Origin of the sequence: Nonomuraea marmarensis, assembly GCF_043197025.1 — a bacterium.
GTDB classification, from domain to species: Bacteria; Actinomycetota; Actinomycetes; order Streptosporangiales; family Streptosporangiaceae; genus Nonomuraea; species Nonomuraea marmarensis.
In genome coordinates this window covers 387,120-407,672 of the sequence record NZ_JBICRM010000001.1, presented here as the reverse complement: position 1 = coordinate 407,672, position 20,553 = coordinate 387,120, and the positions used below count along the sequence as shown (strand labels likewise).

The following is a 20,553-nucleotide window of genomic DNA, read 5'->3' as shown; positions in this document are numbered from 1 at the left end:
CGCCTGTGCCGCCGCCGGCCACGCCACCCGGCGGTGTATCCGTCTCACTGGCGCAATGGCGTTCAGACGAGCCTGTGCACGCGCTCGAGGTGGCCGTCCGCAACACCAGTGCCACGCCGGTGTATTTCGCCGACGTCCAGCTGGTCACACCCTCCTTCAAGACGCTGCCCGCGGAACGGACCGACGCCGTCATCAAGAAGACCGAGCGCACGGACCTGCAAATCACGTACGGCGCCGCCAACTGCTCCCCCCAGGGCCTGCCCGAGGTGAGTCCCGCCACGGTCGTGGCCCACGTCAGCACCGGCTCCGAGCAGCCGCGCAAGGTGGTCTTCGACGTACCGCACCCGGACCCGCTGCTGGCCAAGCTGCTGCGCGACGAATGCTCCGAATTCCTGATCAAGCAGGCGGTGAGCATCGAGTTCGGCCCCGAGTGGAAGCAGTCGGGCAAGGCCATGCGGGGCGACCTGATGATCACCCGCCGCGGCGCCGGCAAGGTGAGCCTGAACGACATGGGCGGCACCACCCACTACATCGTCACGCCGGAGCACCGGCCGCTCGGGGTGCTGGAGGCGGACCGGCAGCGGCTGCAGGTGCCGATCGCGCTCACCCCCGGGCGCTGCGACCCGCACGCGTTCGCCGAGGCCAAGAAGGCGTTCCTGTTCCCCGTGCGGGCCAGCATCGACGGGGGCCAGGAACGCGTGGTCATCGTGGTGCCGCCCAAGCCGCTGCAGGATCGCCTCATCGCGTACGCGCTGAAGGCGTGCGGCCTGGGCGGCTGAGTCTCAGCCCTCGATGTTGCCGGTGCGGTACTCCAGCGCCTTGCCGGGGTACTTGTTGTCGTCGCCGTACTGGTAGACGCCGATCGTGGCCACCGCGGGATCACCGGCCGCGTTGAACTCGACCGGGCCGCTGACGCCGTCGTAGTCGATGTCCTTGCCCGCCTTCAGCAGGTCGACGCACTCCTTGAAGCTCTTGCACTTCTCACCGGTCTTGCTGACCTCGGGCAGCTTGGCCGCGATGGACTTGCCGGTGTCGTCCTTGGCCGCCTCGGCCGCCAGGGCGATCAGGTTCGCCGCGTCGTACGACTCCGCCGCGTAGGTGAAGTCCTCGAGCTTGGGGTTGATCTCCAGGAGCTTCTTCCTGAAGTCCTCCGGGCCTCGGCGCCGGGGATGGTGCCCTTGACGCCCTTGAGCGCGTGCCCTTGGGCATCTTCAGGTAGTTGGTGTTCGACATGTTGCCGTCCACCATGTACCACTTGACCTTGTCGGCCGTCAGGCCCTGCTTGACCAGCTCCTGCACGACCTTGGCGCCCTCCTCGAAGCCGATCAGCACGATCGCCTTCGGGTTCTTCGCCTTGATCCTGGCCACGTCGGCCGAGAACTCCGCCGCCTTCGGGTCGTAGTCCACCCGCTCCACGACCGTGGCGCCGGCCGCCTCAGCCGTCTTCGTGACCTGGTCGGCCAGGCCCGAACCATAGGAGTCCTGCATGGCCAGGATCCCGATGGTGTCGTTGCCATCGGCGACCACCAGGTCACCCAGGACCCGCCCCTGCAGCTTGTCCGGCGGCGCCGTACGGAAGTACAACCCCTTGTCGTCGATCGTGGTGAACTTGTCGGAGGTGTTCGCGGGCGAGAACTGCACCACACCGGCACCGGTGATCTTGTCGATGATCGACTCCGACACCGACGACGAGGCCGCGCCGATGATGGCATCCGACTTCTGCGCCAGCAGCTTGTCGACCGCCTGCGAGGCGATGTTCGTCATGGTGTCGCCCGAATCCGTGTCGGACTTGGCGACCGGCTTGCCCAGCACCCCGCCGGCCTCGTTGACCTCCTTGAGCGCCAGGTCGACGCCCGTGAACATGGGCGGCCCCAGGTACGCGAGCGAGCCCGTCTGCGGCAGCACCGTACCGATGGTCAGCGTGCCGTCCCCCTTCGCGGCAGCCGGGGTCTCGGAGGCGGGACTCGTGGCCTCAGGGGTGGCGGTCGTACCACCGCCCGAACACGCCACCAGCACCAGGCAGGCCGCGACGGCGACGACCGGCGCGCGGGATAAGCGGATCGCGGTGGCGGCGCCTGGCGCGCGGGAAATGCGGATCACGGCGGGGGCGCGGGAAATGCGGATCATCGAAAGCGTCTCCGTTCGAGATGAGCGGACCTTCCGTCCGCCCATCAGTTACGCGCCGGGACGCCTCCCGCGAAAGCACCCGAAGCCGGTTGGATGCCCACTCGTGACCACACCACAACCCACCGGGCCAAATCACCTGATAGAAGGCTTCTTCAGCCCCGCTCGGTCGTGTCGTCTATAACGATCTGAGCAACCTCACGCATGCTCAGCCGCCGATCCATCGACGCCTTCTGGATCCACCTGAACGCCTGCGGCTCACTCCAGCCGTGCTGCGTCATCAGCTTCCCCTTGGCCCGCTCCACCAGCTTCCTGGTCTCCAGCCGCTCCGACAGGCTCGACACCTCGGCGGCCAGCGCCACCATCTCCTCGTGCCTGCTCACCGCCATCTCGATGGCCGGCACCAGATCCGCCTTCGTGAACGGCTTGACCAGGTAGGCCATCGCCCCCGCGTCCCTGGCCCGCTCGACCAGATCCCGCTGGGAGAAGGCGGTCAGGATGAGGCACGGGGCGATCCGCTCCGCCACGATCCGCTCGGCCGCGGAGATGCCGTCGAGCACGGGCATCTTCACGTCCAGGATGACGAGGTCGGGCCTCAGCTCGTCGGCCAGCCGGATCGCCTGCTCGCCGTCACCGGCCTCGCCCACGACGATGTAGCCGTCCTCCTGGAGCATCTCCTTGAGGTCGAGGCGGATCAGGGCCTCGTCTTCTGCGATCACTACTCGCCGCTGCGTACTCACGAGCAGAAGAGTACAGACGTCCGGTAGATTAGATCCACGCCGGATCGATGTGGCCCCCAGGTTGGGCTAAGCTTCGGTCGTGCAACACCCATAAGTCTGATATTTCGGACATCAGCCCCGGTACCCCAATTGGCAGCAGGGAACGGATTCAAAACCCGTACAGTGTGGGTTCGAGTCCCACCCGGGGCACTTGACTAACCGCCCGGTCTCCTTGACCGGGCGGTTTTGTCGTACCCGACTGCGACACTCTCCGCATGTACGATCTCGCCGTCCGTGACCAAGCGCTCCGGCTGCTCGCCTCGGGACTCAGCATCAGCGAGGCGAGCCGCCAGACCGGCGTCAACCGATCCACCATCCGCGTCTGGCGCGACGGACCCACCGGCTCTTCGATGACCGGCACTTGCCCCCGTTGCGCCGAGCTCCCGCATGCCCCGGATCCTGCGGACGTCTACGCCTACTTGCTCGGCCTCTACCTCGGCGACGGCTGCATCAGCCCTGTTGGCGACTTCCGCAAGGGCGTCTGGTCACTGCGGATCATGTGCGCCGACAGCTGGCCCGGCCTGATCCGTGAGTGCGCAGCAGCACAGGGAGCCATCCGCCCTACCAACAAGGTGCGGATATTGCAGAAGCAGGGCTGCTGCGAAGTCAACTCCTACTCCAAGCACTGGCCGCACCTGTTCCCCCAGCACGGACCTGGCATGAAACATCACCGGGCGATCAAGCTGGCCGACTGGCAGCAGGAGATCGTCTCAGCGCATCCTGGACGGTTCGTCAGGGGCCTCATGCATTCCGACGGCTACCGGGGGCTCAATCGTGTCCGCCACGACCTCCCGAGCGGCGTCCGCTGGTACGAATACCCGCGCTACCTGTTCAAGAACGAGTCCCCCGACATCCTCGCCCTCTGCGGGGAGGCGCTCGACCTACTGGGTGTCTCCTGGCGCTTCAACAAGCGCAACGAGTTGTCCGTCGCCAGGCGGGAGGCTGTGGAGCTGCTCGACCTCTACGTGGGCCCCAAATACTGAGCCGTCACGGCGTCCAGGCCGGTGCTGGACGGTGTGCCGGCGACGGTGGTGCTGGCCTGGCCCGAGCAGACGCGGTCGCGGGCGCTGGCGGCGTTCGTCCACACCGCGACGACGGTCGCGCAGCGCCTCACGTGCTCGCCGGCCGACGGAGCGGGCCACGTTCCGCTGACGCGACCGCTCGCCTGAGCGTCCTGACCGCGGCAGGGATCGCGGCGGTCAGCAGCTTTCGGGAACGCTCCCACCGGGAATAGCCGTCTCAAGATCGGTGCAGACGGGGGTGGGGCGGGATGCCGTTGAGCGTGGCGGCGCGGGCGGAGTTCCTGGCGGAGGCGCACATCGCGAGCCTGGCCGTGGAGGCGGGTGATGGCCGGGCGCCGCTGAACGTGCCCGTCTGGTACGACTACACCCCCGGCGGCGAGATCCGGTTCCTGACGGACGGCGACTCGCGCAAGGCGCGGCTGATCTCGAAGGCGGGCAGGTTCTCGATGCTGGTGCAGCGGGTCAGCCCGACCTACCGGTACGTGTCGGTGGAGGGGCCGGTCGTGCACTCAGGGCCCACGACTCTCGAGGAGCTGACCCGCATCTCCTCCCGCTATCTGCCGCCCGACGCCGTGTCCGGCTATGTGCAGGGCTCGGATCTGAACGTGCTCGTGACGTTCAGGATGCGCCCGGAACACTGGCTCTCCGCGGACCTGGGCGCCCTGGGCTGACCTCGAAACGGTATTTTTGGGCCCGTGACTGCTTTCGATCCCACCTCGACCGGCGCGTTCGGCGTCGGCCTCGCGACCGTCGCCGCCGACGGCACCGTACTCGACACCTGGTTCCCCGCCCCTGAGCTGGGCGACGCGCCCGCGACGGGCACCGAGCGGCTCTCCGCTGACGACGCCGGTGAGCTGGCCGAGCCGGCGGGTCCTGATGCGGCGCGGGGGGTGGAGGTGGTGGCGGTGCGCACCGGCATCGCCAAGCTCTCGGAGGCGCCCGTGGACGCGTATGACGTCTACCTGCGGCTGCACCTGATCTCCGCGCGCCTGGTCAGGCCGCACGGCGTGAATCTGGACGGCGTTTTCGGCCTGCTGGCGAACGTCGTGTGGACCAACTTCGGCCCGTGCCCGGTCCCGGACTTCGAGCGGACGCGGCTGCGGTTGCGGGCGCGGGGCGCGGTGACGGTGTACGGGGTGGACAAGTTCCCGCGGATGGTGGACTACGTGTTGCCGTCCGGGGTGCGGATCGCCGACGCCGACCGGGTACGCCTGGGCGCGCACCTGGCCAGCGGCACCACGGTCATGCACGAGGGCTTCGTGAACTTCAACGCCGGCACTCTGGGCGCCTCGATGATCGAGGGCCGGGTCTCGGCCGGTGTGGTGGTCGGCGACGGCTCCGACGTGGGCGGCGGCGCCTCGATCATGGGCACGCTGTCGGGCGGCGGCAAGCAGGTCATCTCGATCGGTGAGCGGTGCCTGCTGGGCGCGAACGCCGGCATCGGCATCTCGCTGGGTGACGACTGCGTGGTGGAGGCGGGCCTGTACGTGACGGCGGGCACGAAGGTCGCCCTGCCGGACGGCACGGTGGTCAAGGCCGCCGAGCTGTCGGGCTCGAACGGCATCCTGCTCCGCAGGAACTCCCAGTCGGGCGCGGTGGAGGCGGTGCCCCGCAAGGGCACCACCGTAGAACTCAACGCCGCCTTGCACGCCAACTAACGCACTGGCAGCGGGGTAGGCGGCCCACGACGTGCCCGTCGGGGTGAGCTGCCGGCGAATGGCGCTCACCCCGGTGCGGTAACCAGCCCACGAGGGGCCACGACGGGGGCCCACAGGGCGCTCCGTAGCGGCGCCTGACCCGTGAAGGGTCAGCGGCCGTTTCCTGGAGGGTCCTCAGCGGTCTACGGCGGGTGGCCGACCCCGGCGAAGCGTAAAAGATTACTGTGCGTGTGATACCGCGGAGCCGATGGTGTGGACGCGGAGGGCGTTGGTGGAGCCCGGGGTGCCGGGAGGGGAGCCGGCCACGATGACCACCTTGTCGCCCTTCTCGAGCTGCCCCAGCGACAGCAGCGACGCCTCCACCTGCCGCACCATGTCGTCCGTGTGGTGCACGAACGGCACGTGGAACGTCTCCACCCCCCACGTCAGCGACAGCTGCCCCCGCACGTGCGGCGCGGACGTGAACGCCAGCAGCGGGATCGGCGACCGGTAGCGCGCGAGGCGGCGAGCCGTCTCCCCCGACATCGTGAACGCGATCAGCGCCTTGGCGCCCACGATCGCCCCCACCTCGGCCGCGGCCCGCGCGATCGCGCCGCCGGTGGTCTCCGGCATGCGCTCCAGCGTGTGCGTGGCGTGCAGCCACGACTTCTCGGCGGCGCAGGCGATGCGGTCCATCGTGGCGACGGACTCGATCGGGTAGCTGCCGACCGAGGTCTCACCCGACAGCATGACGGCGTCGGCGCCGTCCATGACCGCGTAGGCCACGTCGGAGGCCTCGGCGCGGGTGGGGCGCGGGGAGTTCATCATCGAGTCGAGCATCTGGGTGGCGACGATGACCGGGCGGGCCTTCTCGCGGCACAGCTCGATGATGCGCCGCTGGACGATCGGCACCTGCTCGAGCGGCAGCTCGACGCCCAGGTCGCCACGGGCCACCATGATGCCGTCGAAGGCCTCGACGATCTCGGGAAGGCGGTCGACGGCCTGCGGCTTCTCGATCTTGGCGAGCAGCGGCAGGCGTACGGCCTCCTGCTCCATGATGTTGCGCACCACGTCGGCGTCGGACGGGCGGCGGACGAACGACAGGGCGATCATGTCGACGCCGGTGCGCAGCGCCCAGCGCAGGTCGGCTTCGTCCTTGTCGGTCAGCGCGGGCGCGCTGACGTTGACGCCGGGCAGGTTGAGGCCCTTGTTGTCGGAGATCATGCCGCCGATGACGACGCGGGTGACGATGCGATCCCCCTCGACGCGGGTCGCCTCGAGAACGAGGCGACCGTCGTCGACCAGGATCGTGTCACCGGGGCGGACGTCGTTGGGCAGCCCTTTGTAGGTGGTGGAGACCTGCTCGCGGTCGCCTGGGACGTCTTCTGTGGTGATGGCGAAGACGTCGCCGAAGCCCAGCCTGACAGGACCCTCTTCGAACGTGCCGACACGGATCTTGGGGCCCTGCAGGTCGGCGAGCACGCCTACACCGCGGCCGAGTTCGGCCGCCACCTCCCTGACCCTGTCGTAAACCTCTCTGTGCATGTCATGATTGCCATGGCTGAGGTTGAACCGTGCCACGTCCATGCCTGCGGCGATGAGTTCGCGGAGGCGTTCTTTGGAGGATGTGGCGGGGCCTAGGGTGCAGACGATTTTCGCACGACGAGTCACGAGTCCTACCTTAATTGGTACAGACCACTTGGCAGTCACTGACGACGGAGAACGTAGCCGACGTAAGCGAACAGAACGAGAACGGCGACCCCCAGACGTGCCAAGTTCGTGTACTGCTCCGGGTAGATCACGCCCTCGATGTAGCGGTCGATGAAACCGCTGGCAGGCAGCCCTTCGAGCCCGGCGGCCCGGCGCCCCCAGTCCTCGGCGAGGGTCAGCGGGCACTCGACTCCGGTGACGATCGAGACCAGCCCCCAGGCCACGACGGCGAGGTGCGCCCAGATCGTCCGCCGCCACCGCCACGCGACGAACCCGCCCAGGGCCAGGTAGGCGAGAAAGGCGAAATGCACCACCATCGCGGCGTCCGCGACGAGGCGATACATCATGGTTCGAAGGTAGCCGCCCTCCAGGCGTCCACGATGCCGTGGCCGTAGAAACCGTTACGGGATTGCGCACCTTGGCAGTCATGGGTCACGTTCTCCCCGTACGCCTTGTACACGTACTGGCGGGGCGATGGGCAGCCTTTCGGGGTCGCGGACTCGTAGAGCAGGGTCTCGACGGTGGCCGGGGCGAGGTCGAGGCCGCCCTTGCCCGGCTTGCCGAAGCGGCTGATCAGGATGGCGGCGACGCCGGTGGCGTGCGGCGCGGCCATGGAGGTGCCGTCGAGGTACTGGTAGTAGGAGCAGGCGCCGCCCGTGCAGTCCTTGACGACGTCCGCGCCCTTGGGGTTTCCGTCGGCGTCGATGCGCCCGGCGGCGCGCAGCACGCGCTCGGGGGCGGCGGCCAGGATCGACCTGGTGGCCTTGGTGTCCTTGCCGTCGAGCGCGTCACCGCCGGGCGCGGACAGGTCGGTCTGCTCGACACCGTAGTCGCTGTAGATCGCCTTGCGCCCGGAGGGGCCGACCGCGGAGACGGAGATGACGCCGCCGGACTCGGCGGGCACGTTGATGCAGGAGTTGTCGACCCGGCGTTCCTTCTCGTCGCCGCGCGGGTAGCCGGGGCTCTGCTTGTCGGCCGTGGGGCGGCCGAGGTCGGTGGAGCCGTTGCCGAGGGCGGTGATGAGCGTGACGCCCTTCTGGCGGGCGTAGTCGAGGGCCCGCTGCATGCCGGTGATGATGGCCCGCTGTTCGAGCTGCTGCTTCTTGGTGTCGGACTTGTTGGCGGCGCAGTTGAACAACCAGGGGTCGACGTAGTAGCTCATGTTCACCACGTCCACGCCGATGTCGGCGGCGTAGGTGAGCGCGTCGAGGCTGGGCTTGAGGAAGAAGAAGCCGGAGTCCTGCCCGGCCCTGATGTTCACGATCTGCACGTTCGGCGCGACGCCCGCGATGCCGATGCCGTTGATCGGGGAGGCGATCGTGCTGGCCACGTGGGTACCGTGGCCGTCGTCGTCCTCGTCCACGGGGTCCTTGCAGCCGGCGACCTCGCAGGGGCCGTCGAGCTTCTCGCCGTACTCGTCGTTGGGCTTGTCGGTGACGAAGTTGCGGCTGAGCTGCCGGTTGAAGTTGGGGGCGATGTCGGGGTGCTTGCCGTCGACGCCGGTGTCGATGACGCCGACCAGCACCTGCTTGGTGCCGGGCGCCTTCGCGTGCGCGCGGTCCGCGCCGATCATCCGCATGTCCCACTGGCGGCCCGCGAGCGGCTCTCCCGTCCTTTTGGTGAACGACGACCCGTCGGGGAAGGCCGCGGACTCGGTACGGGCGGCGGTTCCGGCACGGCGGGCCCCGGTTTCGGTCGAGGGGGCGGTGGTTTCGGTCCGGGGCGTGGTGGCGAATCCGATACGACGGTCATCAGGGGACACGCCGACGATGGCCTGGTTCGCGTCCAGGGCGTCGACGAAGGAGCGGCCGCCCTTGGCCATGAGATAGCCGAGCCTGGCGTCCTCGCCCACCGCGGTGCCACCGGCCCGTTGGATGGCCTCCAGCGCGTCGCCGTGCCGTCCTCCGGCGTAGAAGACGAGGTATTCGGCCTGCTGACCAGCAGGTTTGTGCGGTGCCGGGGCCGAGCAGGCCCCGAGCGCGACTACGGCGGCCAGCGCCGTCATACCAGAGGCGAGCCGCCGCATTCTTCCCCCAACCACCGACTTACCGCAGAACCTGAATCTTCCCGACAGTAATCGAGTGAAGCAACTTAGCGGTAAATTTCGGTCGATGGGTGGCGAAGCGGACCCGATCTTCGAGCCCGCTTCGCCTACGTCACACGGGATGCGTCAGCCGTACGTTCCGCAGGAAAGCCAGCAGCGCCGCGCCGAGCAGCATCATCGGGCCCACCCACGCGAACACCCCGCCGATCGCGTGCGAGAACGCGAGCTGCGTGGCGTGCCGCGCGGCCTCGGGCAGCGCCTGGATAGCCTCGGGCGTGAGCGCCGCCTGCCCCAGCGCGAGCCTGCCGCTGAAGACGCCGCCCAGCACGGCCACGCCGACGGCCCCGCCTACGCCCCTGGCGAACGTGACGGCCGAGGTCGCCGCCCCCCTGTCGGCCTCCGGGGTGGTGGTCTGGACGGCCAGCACCAGGTTCTGCGCGACCATCCCGAACCCGAGCCCGAACAGCACCATGTACGCGCTGGAGACGAACGCGCTCGTCCCCAGATCCATGGTCGAGAACAGGAACCCGGAACCGGCCGCGATCGCGGCGCCCGCGACCATGAACCACTTGTACCACCCGAACCTGTGCACGAGCTGCCCCACCAGCGTCGACGACACGATCATCCCGGCCATCATCGGGAGCAGCAGCAGCCCCGAGTCCGCCACGCTCGCCCCGGTGGCCAGCTGCAGGAACACGGGCAGGAACGTGGCCGCCCCCATCAGCGCCGTGGCCATCAGCACGACCGCGGCCACCGGGATCGCGAACGACCTGTCGCGGAACAGCCGCAACGGCAGCACCGGCTCGGCCGCGTTCCGCTCCACCAGCGTGAACAGCACGGCCAGCAGCACCGCGCCCGCGCCGAGCCCGACGACGACCGGCGAGGACCAGGCGTAGACGGTGCCGCCCCACGAGGCGAACAGTGTCAGGCAGGTCAGCAGGCCCGAGATCAGCGCGGCCCCGAGCCAGTCGATCCGGTGCGGCGAGGTGCGGCGGGGCAACTTCAGTACGGCGACCGCCACGGCCAGGGCGACCGCGCCGAGCGGCAGGTTGATGTAGAAGATCCAGCGCCAGGAGACGTGCTCGGTGAGATAGCCGCCGATGATCGGCCCCGCGATGGAGGCCACCCCGAACACCGCGCCGAAGATGCCCTGGAACCTGGCCCGTTCGCGGGGCGTGGCCAGGTCCCCGGCGATGGTCATGGTCAGCACCATGAGCCCGCCCGCCCCGATGCCCTGGAAGGCGCGGAAGGCGATGAGCTGGCCCATCGACTGCGCGACCCCGCACAGGGCCGAGCCGATGACGAACACGACGATGGCCGACAGGTAGAGGTTCCTGCGGCCGTACATGTCGCTGAGCTTGCCATAGAGGGGCGTGGCGATGCCGGAGGTCAGGGCGAATGCCGTGACCAGCCACGACAGGCTCTCGATGCCGTGCAGCTCGCCCACGATGGTCGGCATGGCGGTCGCCACGACCGTCTGGTCGATGGCGGCCAGGAACATGACTGATCCGGCACGGCTCCCGCCGTACCGGATCAGGTACCTGTCACGCGGCACGGCCCCCGCCGTACCGTGTGACAGGCGTTTGTCAGACGAGCGGGCGCGCGGTCGGCAGGATCGGGTACGGCAGCGCCGTCTCCCCGGTCAGGAACCGGTCCACGCCCGAGGCGGCGGCCCGCCCCTCGGCGATGGCCCACACGATGAGCGACTGCCCGCGGCCCATGTCGCCGGCCACGAAGACGCCGTCCACCTTGGACATGTACGTCTTGTCGCGCGAGACGTTGCCCCGCGCGTCGTAGAAGCCGTCACCGGCGACCTCGGCCAGGTCCTGGAGCAGGGCGCCCTTCTCCGGGCCGAGGAAGCCCATGGACAGGGTGATCAGCTCGGCCGGGATCTCCCGCTCGGTGCCCGGGACCGGCTTGAACCCGGCCTGCGGCCCCTCGACCTCGACCAGCCGCAGCGCCCGCACGTTGCCGTCGGCGTCGCCGACGAACTCGGTGGTGGAGACCGCGTAGACCCGCGCTCCCCCGCCGTCGGCCAGCTCCTCGTGCGCGGTCTCCATCTTGAACAACATGGGGTACGTCGGCCACGGCTGGCTGCCTGGCCTGGCCGCGGGCGGCTGGGGCATGATCTCCAGCTGGGTGACGGACTCGGCGCCCTGCCTGATGGCCGTGCCGATGCAGTCGGCGCCGGTGTCGCCGCCGCCGATCACCACCACGTGCTTGCCCTCGGCCGAGATCGGCGACCGGTCGAAGTCGCCCTCCTGGACCCTGTTGGACGGCGGCAGGTATTCCATGGCCTGGTGCACGCCCTTGAGGTCGCGCCCGGCCACCGGCAGGTCGCGCCACTGGGTGGCGCCGCCGGACAGCACCACGGCGTCGAACCGCTCGCGCAGCTCGGCGGCGGTGATGTCGACGCCGACGTTGACGCCGGTGCGGAACTCGGTGCCCTCGGCCCGCATCTGCTCCAGGCGGCGTTCGATGTGGCGCTTCTCCATCTTGAACTCGGGGATGCCGTAGCGCAGCAGGCCGCCGATCCGGTCGGCCCGCTCGAACACCACCACGTCGTGCCCGGCCCTGGTGAGCTGCTGGGCGGCGGCGAGCCCGGCGGGGCCCGAGCCGACGACAGCGACCTTCTTGCCGGTCCTGACCGCCGGGGGCTGCGGGGTCACCCAGCCCTCGGCGAACGCCCGGTCGATGACCTCGACCTCGACCCGCTTGATCGCCACGGGGTCGGAGTTGATGCCGAGCACGCACGCCGCCTCGCACGGAGCCGGGCAGAGCCTGCCGGTGAACTCCGGGAAGTTGTTCGTGGCGTGCAGCCGCTCGATCGCCTCGCGCCAGTCGGTGCGGTAGACGAGGTCGTTCCACTCGGGGATGAGGTTGCCCAGCGGGCAGCCGTTGTGGCAGAAGGGGATGCCGCAGTCCATGCAGCGGGCCGCCTGCTTGGTCAGCTTCTCCTGGGAGAAGTCCTGGTAGACCTCGCGCCAGTCGCTGATGCGGACGTCCACGGGGCGGCGCGCGGGCAGCTCCCGGTCGTGCGTGAGAAAACCCTTGGGGTCAGCCATCGGTACGCCTCCCTAGCCCTGAACCGCGGCAGCCATGACCGCCTCGTCGATGTCCCTGCCTTCGATGCGGGCGGCCTCGGCGGCCGCCAGCACCCTCTTGTAGTCCGTCGGCATGATCTTGCCGAACCTGCCGAGCGCCGCGTCCCAGTCGGCGAGGAGCTCCTTGGCGACCGGCGAGCCGGTCTCCGCGAAGTGCTTCTCGACCGTCTCCTTGAGGAACTCGGCGTCCTGCTCGGTGAGCGCCTCGATGGCCACCATCTCGCGGTTGACCCGCTCGGGCCGGACATCCAGCAGGTACGCGATGCCGCCCGACATCCCGGCCGCGAAGTTGCGCCCGGTCGCCCCGAGGACGACGGCCTTGCCGCCGGTCATGTACTCGCACCCGTGGTCGCCCACGCCCTCGACGACCGCCGTGGCGCCGGAGTTGCGCACGCAGAACCGCTCGCCGACGACGCCGCGGATGAACACCTCGCCGGACGTGGCGCCGTACAGGGCGACATTTCCGGAAATGATGTGACCGTCGAGCGGGGCCGCCTCGTGCGGCCGGACGGTGATCCGCCCGCCTGACAGGCCCTTGCCGAGGTAGTCGTTGGCGTCGCCGGTCAGCCTCAGCGTGATCCCGCGTGGCACGAACGCCCCGAACGAGTTGCCCGCCGAGCCGGTGAACCCGATGTCGATGGTGTTCTCGGGCAGGCCCTTGCCGCCGTACCGCTTGGTGACCTGGTAGCCGAGCATGGTGCCGACCGTACGGTTCACGTTGCGGATGGGCAGCTCCAGCGTGACCGGGGTGCCCTCGTTGAGCGCGCCCTCGGCGAGCTGGATCAGCGTGTTGTCCAGCGCGTGCCGCAGCCCGTGGTCCTGCTCGACGATGCGGTGCATCGCCGTGCCCGCGGGCAGCTCCGGCTGGTGCAGGATCGGCGACAGGTCGAGCCCGCTGGCCTTCCAGTGGTCCTCGGCCGCCGTCGTGTCGAGCAGCTCGACGTGCCCGATCGCCTCGTCGAGCGAGCGGAAGCCCAGCTCGGCCAGGTATTCGCGGATCTCCTGCGCGATGAACTCGAAGAAGTTGACCACGAACTCGGGCTTGCCGGTGAACCGCTTGCGCAGCTCGGGGTTCTGCGTGGCGACGCCCACGGGGCAGGTGTCGAGGTGGCAGACCCGCATCATGACGCAACCGCTGACGACGAGGGGGGCGGTGGCGAAGCCGTACTCCTCGGCGCCGAGCAGCGCGGCGATGACCACGTCGCGGCCGGTCTTGAGCTGGCCGTCGACCTGGACGACGATGCGGTCGCGCAGGTCGTTCAGCAGGAGGGTCTGCTGGGTCTCGGCCAGGCCGAGCTCCCACGGCGCGCCCGCGTGCTTGAGCGACGTGAGCGGAGACGCGCCGGTGCCGCCGTCGTGCCCGGAGATGAGCACCACGTCGGCGTGCGCCTTGGACACGCCCGCCGCGACCGTGCCGACGCCGACCTCGGCGACCAGCTTCACGTGGACCCTGGCCTCCGGGTTGGAGTTCTTCAGGTCGTGGATGAGCTGGGCCAGGTCCTCGATCGAGTAGATGTCGTGGTGCGGCGGCGGCGAGATGAGGCCGACGCCGGGCGTGGAGTGCCTGGTCTTGGCGATCCACGGGTAGACCTTGTGCCCCGGGAGCTGACCGCCCTCGCCGGGCTTGGCGCCCTGAGCCATCTTGATCTGCAGGTCGGTGGCGTTCACCAGGTATTCGGAGGTGACGCCGAACCGGCCGCTGGCCACCTGCTTGACGGCGGAGCGGCGGGCGAGGTCGTACAGGCGCTCGGGGTCCTCGCCGCCCTCGCCGGTGTTGGACTTGCCGCCGAGCCGGTTCATCGCGATGGCGAGCGTCTCGTGCGCCTCCATCGAGATCGAGCCGTACGACATCGCGCCGGTGGAGAACCGCTTGACGATGTCCTCGACGGGCTCGACTTCCTCGATCGGAATCGGGTTGCCCTGGCGCAGCTTGAACAGGCCGCGCAGGGTCATCAGCCGCTCCGCCTGGGAGTCCACGAGGTTCGTGTACTCCTTGAAGATCTCGTAGCGGCGGGTCCTGGTGGCGTGCTGCAGCTTGAAGACGGTCTCGGGGTTGAACAGGTGCGGCTCGCCCTCGCGCCGCCACTGGTATTCGCCGCCGACCACGAGCCTGCGGTGGGCGTTCTCCACGCGCGGGTAGGCGTGGCGGTGCCGCTGCTCGACCTCCCCGGCCAGCACGTCGAACCCGACGCCGCCGAGCCGGGAGGTGGTGCCGGCGAAGCAGGAGTCGATGACCTCCTGGCTCAGGCCGAGCGCCTCGAAGATCTGCGCGCCGGTGTAGGAGGCCACCGTGGACACGCCCATCTTGGACATGACCTTGATGACGCCCTTGCCGTACGCCTTGATCAGGTTGCGCACGGCCTTGCGCTTGTCGAGCTGCAGCGCGCCGGTGTCGACCAGGTCCTCGATGGTCTCGATGGCAAGGTACGGGTTGATCGCGGCCGCGCCGTAGCCGATCAGCAGCGCCATGTGGTGGCACTCGCGGGCCTCGCCGGTCTCGATGACCAGGCCGATCTTGGTCCGGGTCTTCTCCTGGATCAGGTGGTGGTGCACCGCGCCGGTCAGCAGCAGCGACGGGATCGGCGCCAGCGCGTCGGACGAGCCGCGGTCGCTCAGCACGATGATCCGGGCGCCGTTCGCGATCGCCCTGGACGCCTCGCGCCTGATCTCCTCCAGCCGGCTCAGCATGGCCTCGCCGCCGCCCGCGACCTCGTACAGGCCGCTGATGACGGACGGGTGGAAGCCGGGCAGGTCGTGCTCGTCGTTGATGTGGATGATCTTGGCGAGCTCGTCGTTGTCGATCACCGGGTACGGCAGCACGAGCTGGCGGCACGACGACGGCCCGGGGTTGAGCAGGTTGCCCTCGGGCCCGATGGTGCTGGCCAGCGAGGTGACCAGCTCTTCACGGATGGCGTCCAGCGGCGGGTTCGTGACCTGCGCGAACAGCTGCGTGAAGTAGTCGAACAGGAGCCGCGGCTTCTCGCTCAGCACGGCGACGGGCGTATCGGTGCCCATGGAGCCGATCGGCTCGGCACCGGCCTTGGCCATCGGCGACAGGATGATGCGCAGCTCTTCCTCGGTGTAGCCGAAGGTCTGCTGCCTCTTGACGAGCGCCTCGTGCGTGGGGATCTCGTGCTGCCGCGCCGGCAGCTCCTCGAAGCGTACGAGCCCGGCGTGCAGCCAGTCCGCGTACGGCAACTCGGCCGCCAGCTCGGCCTTGATCTCGTCATCCTCGATGATCTTGCCGCGGGCGGTGTCGATCAGGAACATCCGCCCCGGCTGCAGGCGGCCCTTCCTGACCACGTCCTCGGGCTTGAAGTCGAGCACGCCGGCCTCGGAGGCCAGCACGACCAGGCCGTCGGCGGTCACCCAGAACCGTCCGGGGCGCAGGCCGTTGCGGTCGAGCACGGCACCGGCCAGGGTGCCGTCGGTGAACGTGATCGACGCCGGGCCGTCCCACGCCTCCATCAGGGTGGAGTGGAACTCGTAGAAGGCCCTGCGGGCAGGGTCCATCTCGGTGTGATTCTCCCAGGCCTCGGGGATCATCATCAGCACGGCGTGGGGCAGGCTCCGGCCGCCGATGTGCAGCAGCTCCAGGGCCTCGTCGAAGCTGGCGGTGTCGCTGCCATCCGGGTCACAGATGGGCAAAAGTCGCGAAATATCGCCAGGAATGTGGGCGGACTCCAGCATCGCCTCGCGAGCCCGCATCCAGTTGCGGTTGCCCTTGACCGTGTTGATCTCGCCGTTGTGGGCGATGTAGCGGTAGGGGTGGGCCAGCGGCCAGCTCGGGAACGTGTTGGTGGAGAAGCGCGAGTGCACCAGCGCGATCGCGGTCTCGTAACGCTCGTCGCTCAGGTCGGGGAAGAACGGCTCGACCTGGTCGGGTGTGAGCATGCCCTTGTAGACGATCGTCCGGGCGGACAGCGAGGGGAAGTAGACGTCCGCCTCGTGCTCGGCCCGCTTGCGCAGGCAGAACGCCAGCCGGTCGAGCTCCAGCCCTTCCTCGCCGTCCGGACCGGCCACGAACAGCTGGGCGAAGTGCGGCATGACAGCGCGGGCACTCGGCCCGGGCAGCGCGCGGTCGACGGGCAGCTCCCGCCAGCCGAGCACGGTGAGGCCCTCCTCGGCCGCGATCTCGTCGATCAGGCCGGTTGCGACGCTCCTGGCCTGCTCGTCGATCGGCAGGAAGGCGATGCCGGTCGCGTACGCGCCGGCGGTGGGAAGCGCGAACGGGACGCTCGCACGGTAGAACCCATCGGGGATCTGCGTCAGGATCCCGGCGCCGTCGCCGGTGTCCGGCTCGCTACCCTTGGCCCCCCGATGATCAAGATTGCACAGAGCCGTCAGCGCCTTGACCACGATCCCATGCCCACGGCGCCCGGCGACGTCGGCAACCATGGCGACACCGCAGGCATCATGCTCGTTGGCGGGGTGGTAGAGGCCCTGGGGCTCGGGGAACCCGAGGTGGGCAGCAGGCATTTAATCCCTCCCGTCGTCATCGTCTGTCTGAACTGCGCTACAGGCGGGGACGACGTTGGCCCTGCTGCATATCGTGCGTAGAGGTTACCGCACCCTGCCGGAATGGTGCCCGCCACGTCCGCATTGCGAACATTCGACCCCATCCCAACATCCGAACTCCCTATCCCAAACCCCGTACGAGCCCTCCGAAATTCCCGATCCTGAGCGACGGTATGCGCCACAGGGAGCGATTCCCCACCTCTCACGTCCCTGGGCCGAGCAGGAGGAGCGCGCCACCAGCCCACCCCGAACCCCACCCAGTTCCCACGCGAGCCCAGCCCAAACCCAGCCCACCCCATCCCACGCCGGCCAACCCCGGAGCCTCGGCGCTCGACCGGCGACACCCCAGGCGGTCGATAGGGTTGCCCACATGGATCGTGACAGGGTGGAGCGCCTGCTCCGCGAGGCCGGAACGGACAGCAGACGGCTGAGACACGCCCTGACCCTCCTGTGCGGCGGCCAATGGTGGACGCTGGCGGCCCTGGTCAGGGAGACGGCCACCGCCAGGCGCACCGTCGAGACCCTGCTACATGAGCTCCCTCTGGAGTACACGGGAAAAACGTTCAGAATTCCCCTGACCGACACCCCCGCCTACCAGGACCTCCTCGCCCTGGCCCCGCCGCCCGAGGACCCGGTGGCCCACCTGCTCCCCCACTACGCCCACGAGCTCGAACGCCTCACCACCCTCATCGCTCAGGCCCCGCGCGCCCGTCACGTGCTCGACCACGTCTCGGCCACACCGGAGACCGTGCTACGGCGGGCCCTGCTGCTGGGCGCCCGCTTCTGGCTCCCCGGCGCACGCCTGCTGTGCGTGGGCGACCACGACCTGACCTCCCTGGCGGTCAAGCTGATCCACCCCGAGACCGACGTCACGGTGATCGACATCGACGACCGCATCCTGGCCTACATCGACGACCAGCGGCTGGACGTCCGCACCCGTTGGGCCGACCTCCGGCTCGGGCTGCCCCCATCTGCCAGGAACCACGACCTGGCGCTCACCGACCCGCCGTACACACCGGAGGGCACGGGCCTGTTCGTGGCACGCGCCGTAGAGGGCCTGAAGGAGGACGGGCGGGTCCTGCTCGCGTACGGTACGAGCGACCGCACGCCCATGCTGGCCTTCAAGGTCCAGCAGGCGCTGTCGGACCTCAACCTCACCTACGAGGCCATATATCCCGACTTCAACCGATATTTCGGGGCAGAAGCCATCGGCTCCGCCGCCGATCTGTACATCCTCCGCCCCACCACCAAGACCCGCCCGGCCGTGACGTCCCGCCTGACCCGCCAGGCCACCGCCATCTACACCCAGGGCCCGCAATCCATCGAAGCCGCCAAGCCCCCAGCCCAGAAGTCCCCCGCCCCCGAACCAACCGGTCCCACCCCTGACCTGCTGGTGGGCGACTGGCCCAAGGACCTGGCCCAACCCCGGGTCAAGCTCTCGACCTGGCTGGCCAAGCCGTACGCCGCCGCCCCGGACCGCGTCGCCATAGCCCTGCCGCCCGGCTTGGAGGCCGCGCTCCCCCGCCTGCTCCTGGCCACCCGCGCCTCCCACGTACGCGTCCTCTGCGCCGACCTCCCGCCCCTGCCCGACGTGCTGTCCGCCGTCTACGAGCTGAGCACCGACGGTGGCGTACTGGACGCCGTACGCCTCCCGCAGCCCGGCGGCGACGCGGCCTCGGTGCTGCGCAGGATCCTGGACAACGGGCACGCCAAGCTGGCCAACACCTGGCGCGAGGCCCTCATCGCGGTGGCCCGCGCCCAGGGCTCGACCCTGACCAAGAACGAGGCCCGCACCCTCATCCGCGAGGCGGCCCCCTGGTCGGAGGACCTGACCCCGCTGGAGGCCCCCCTCCACTGCCTGTCCAGCCTCCCGAAGGCGGTCTCCACAACGGTCGCGGCCCTGACCACGACCACCTGACCCCGCCACTACCTTCCGGAGTCAGTTCGCCGTGCTCTAGGTCGTTGGCCTCATGTCGCCGTCTCAGGTCGCGGCGACGATGCGGCCCTGGACCACGCGTCCGAGGCCGTCCAGCGCGACCAGGGCGGCGACCAGGTCCTGGGCGGGCGCGGGCCCACCGGCCCAGCTCACCGTCACGTAGTGGCCCATCGCCCGGGCCTGGGCGCGGCTACCGGCGGCGTCGAACAGGATGCTCTGCCGTACGAACCCGTCCTTGCCCAGCGCCGACACCAGCGCGTCGGCGGCGCGCCCGTCGGTCAGGTTGAAGATCACGAACTGGCCCGCCATCGAACCGCCCTTGTACGTGGCCTGGAGCGCCTGCGTACAGCCCATGGCCGAGGTTCCCCAGAGCACCTCGTCACAGTCGGTGAACTGCTGCGTGGCGTCCAGCCGCATGGTGCCCAGGGTCTGGGTGGCCGGGGTGAAGACCTCTTGGATGGTCAGGGGGGCGGCGTCGTTCTGGCGGGCGTCGATGGCCGCGTAGAAGGCGGAGGTCGGCTCGGCGTGGAAGCTGGCGGGGCGGGGATCGTCACGGCGCAACCACAACCACCCGGCCACGGCGATGATCATCACGTTGGCGATCACGACGGGGATGACGACACGGCGGGACATCAGGAGGACGGTCCCGTGATCGAGACGACGCGGCGGTAGACGGCCTTCTCGGCCCCGCGCAGCGCCAGGGTGAGGGAGACGAAGTCGTCCTTGGGGGTGGGCTCCGTGCCGTCGGTTCTGCCGAGCCACACCAGGCCGACATAGTGGCCGAGGGCGTAGCCGCCCGCCTCGGAGTAGCCGCCCGCGGGGAAGACCGCCTTGGAGGAGGCCAGCGGGTGTGTCCACCCGCCCCGGTAAAGAGTCTTCAACGACTCGACCAGATCAGAGGCCGACTGGCCGTCTTTGAGGTTGAGTAACGTGTACTGGCCGATGTAACGGCCGTCGGAGCTGGCGTAGAGGCCGCGGGCGGCCTGGGTGCATCCGGCGTCCGACGCCTGTTCGAGGAGGTTCTCACCCCAAAGCGCCGCTGAGCAGTCGGCGTCGAGCTGCTTGGCGACGAGTTTGAGCTTGAGCTTCTTCGAGACCGGCAGCTCACTCTGGCCGAACACCTCCTTCTCGGTCAGCGCCCGCTCGTCCTTGGCCCTGTCCGCCACGGGGTCGAACAGCTTGGGCGAGCTCCAGCCGTGGAACACCTGCGGCAGCGTCGTGTCGGGCCCGAGCACGGCCGCGCTGGCCCTCCCCTCCGGCGAGTAGTCGCCGATGGAGCCGACCAGCGCCACCAATCCGACCGCGCTCGCCACCAGGCCCGCGACCGCGGCGATGATGACGAGCAGCTTCTGCTGCTCCGGCCGGAAGCCCCAGTCGGTGAGCAGCGGAAACTCCCAGTCAGAACGAGGGGTACGGCGCCGTTTCCGCGACCCGGCCGACGCCCGCCCACCACCGTCCGCGTCAACCGCCGATTGCCCCCCACCGTCATGACCCGCCGACCGAGCGCCACCGTCATCGCCCGCCAGCCAGCCACCACCGTCGTTACCCGCCGACCGGTTGCCTGCCGACCGCCCACCACCGTCGTTGACTACCGACTGGTTGCCTGGCAACCGGCCACCGCCGTTGCCTGCCGACCAACCGCCGTCATCCTCGCCGCCCGCCAACCAGCCACTGCCATC

The 20,553-nt window shown here is 69.4% G+C and carries 15 protein-coding genes, 1 tRNA gene and 2 pseudogenes; 7 read left to right on the top strand and 11 right to left on the bottom strand.

Translation table 11 applies throughout. The features are described 5' to 3' along the window. The first annotated feature begins 74 nt into the window (after window positions 1–74). Window positions 75–779, top strand: a complete 705-nt coding sequence (locus tag ACFLIM_RS02020; RefSeq protein WP_393161199.1) for a hypothetical protein — start codon at window positions 75–77, stop codon at window positions 777–779. Between the two features lie 126 nt (window positions 780–905). Here the strand turns inward: ACFLIM_RS02020 and ACFLIM_RS02015 are convergent. The 3 genes and pseudogenes from ACFLIM_RS02015 to ACFLIM_RS02005 all read right to left on the bottom strand — a co-directional run. Beyond that, window positions 906–1,124, bottom strand: a pseudogene (locus tag ACFLIM_RS02015) (ABC transporter substrate-binding protein); the annotation flags it as partial. A gap of 145 nt (window positions 1,125–1,269) precedes the next feature. Then, window positions 1,270–1,863 (bottom strand): annotated as a pseudogene (locus ACFLIM_RS02010) (ABC transporter substrate-binding protein); the annotation flags it as partial. A 416-nt stretch (window positions 1,864–2,279) separates the two neighbouring features. After that, window positions 2,280–2,864, bottom strand: a complete 585-nt coding sequence (locus ACFLIM_RS02005) for an ANTAR domain-containing response regulator (protein WP_393161197.1) — start codon at window positions 2,862–2,864, stop codon at window positions 2,280–2,282. A 114-nt stretch (window positions 2,865–2,978) separates the two neighbouring features. Here ACFLIM_RS02005 and ACFLIM_RS02000 point away from each other — a divergent pair. The 5 genes from ACFLIM_RS02000 (at window position 2,979) to dapD (ending at window position 5,583) form a co-directional block, all read left to right on the top strand. Then, window positions 2,979–3,053 (top strand) — tRNA-Leu (locus ACFLIM_RS02000). A gap of 65 nt (window positions 3,054–3,118) precedes the next feature. After that, window positions 3,119–3,886 carry a helix-turn-helix domain-containing protein gene (locus ACFLIM_RS01995; RefSeq protein WP_393161195.1) on the top strand — a complete coding sequence of 256 codons (768 nt, stop codon included), beginning with the start codon at window positions 3,119–3,121 and terminating at the stop codon, window positions 3,884–3,886. A gap of 21 nt (window positions 3,887–3,907) precedes the next feature. Next, window positions 3,908–4,072, top strand: a complete 165-nt coding sequence (locus tag ACFLIM_RS01990) for a hypothetical protein (protein ID WP_393161193.1) — start codon at window positions 3,908–3,910, stop codon at window positions 4,070–4,072. Between the two features lie 101 nt (window positions 4,073–4,173). Then, complete coding sequence (locus ACFLIM_RS01985; RefSeq protein WP_393161191.1) at window positions 4,174–4,596, top strand: pyridoxamine 5'-phosphate oxidase family protein; 423 nt, start codon at window positions 4,174–4,176, stop codon at window positions 4,594–4,596. 24 nt (window positions 4,597–4,620) lie between these two features. Continuing rightward, window positions 4,621–5,583 (top strand): 2,3,4,5-tetrahydropyridine-2,6-dicarboxylate N-succinyltransferase, encoded by a 963-nt coding sequence (dapD, locus tag ACFLIM_RS01980; RefSeq protein ID WP_393161189.1) that lies wholly within the window; start codon window positions 4,621–4,623, stop codon window positions 5,581–5,583. Window positions 5,584–5,802: 219 nt separating this feature from the next. Here the strand turns inward: dapD and pyk are convergent, their stop codons facing one another. The 6 genes from pyk to gltB all read right to left on the bottom strand — a co-directional run bounded on the left by pyk (window position 5,803) and on the right by gltB (window position 16,899). Further along, a complete protein-coding gene (gene pyk, locus ACFLIM_RS01975; RefSeq protein ID WP_393161187.1) occupies window positions 5,803–7,233 on the bottom strand; it encodes a pyruvate kinase in 1,431 nt (476 codons plus the stop codon). Window positions 7,234–7,268: 35 nt separating this feature from the next. Next, on the bottom strand, window positions 7,269–7,619 hold the full coding sequence (locus ACFLIM_RS01970; RefSeq protein ID WP_393161185.1) for a DUF2784 domain-containing protein: 351 nt from the start codon (window positions 7,617–7,619) through the stop codon (window positions 7,269–7,271). Next, window positions 7,616–9,298, bottom strand: coding sequence for a S8 family peptidase (locus tag ACFLIM_RS01965; protein WP_393161183.1), 1,683 nt, complete (start codon window positions 9,296–9,298; stop codon window positions 7,616–7,618). The genes ACFLIM_RS01970 and ACFLIM_RS01965 overlap by 4 nt, the downstream gene beginning before the upstream one ends. Window positions 9,299–9,428: 130 nt before the next feature. Then, on the bottom strand, window positions 9,429–10,871 hold the full coding sequence (locus tag ACFLIM_RS01960; RefSeq protein WP_393161181.1) for an MDR family MFS transporter: 1,443 nt from the start codon (window positions 10,869–10,871) through the stop codon (window positions 9,429–9,431). A gap of 31 nt (window positions 10,872–10,902) precedes the next feature. Next, on the bottom strand, window positions 10,903–12,381 hold the full coding sequence (locus ACFLIM_RS01955; protein WP_393161179.1) for a glutamate synthase subunit beta: 1,479 nt from the start codon (window positions 12,379–12,381) through the stop codon (window positions 10,903–10,905). A gap of 12 nt (window positions 12,382–12,393) precedes the next feature. Continuing rightward, window positions 12,394–16,899 (bottom strand): glutamate synthase large subunit, encoded by a 4,506-nt coding sequence (gene gltB, locus ACFLIM_RS01950; RefSeq protein ID WP_393161177.1) that lies wholly within the window; start codon window positions 16,897–16,899, stop codon window positions 12,394–12,396. Window positions 16,900–17,308: 409 nt separating this feature from the next. Between gltB and ACFLIM_RS01945 the strand changes: the two genes are divergently transcribed. Continuing rightward, on the top strand, window positions 17,309–18,856 hold the full coding sequence (locus tag ACFLIM_RS01945) for a bis-aminopropyl spermidine synthase family protein (RefSeq protein ID WP_393161175.1): 1,548 nt from the start codon (window positions 17,309–17,311) through the stop codon (window positions 18,854–18,856). Between the two features lie 63 nt (window positions 18,857–18,919). Here ACFLIM_RS01945 and ACFLIM_RS01940 read toward each other — a convergent pair whose 3' ends face one another. Beyond that, entirely contained in the window at window positions 18,920–19,507 is a 588-nt protein-coding gene (locus ACFLIM_RS01940) for a hypothetical protein (RefSeq protein WP_393161173.1), read from the bottom strand. Next, window positions 19,507–20,484, bottom strand: a complete 978-nt coding sequence (locus ACFLIM_RS01935; protein WP_393161171.1) for a hypothetical protein — start codon at window positions 20,482–20,484, stop codon at window positions 19,507–19,509. Before ACFLIM_RS01935 ends, ACFLIM_RS01940 begins: the two co-directional genes overlap by 1 nt. Window positions 20,485–20,553 lie beyond the last annotated feature (69 nt).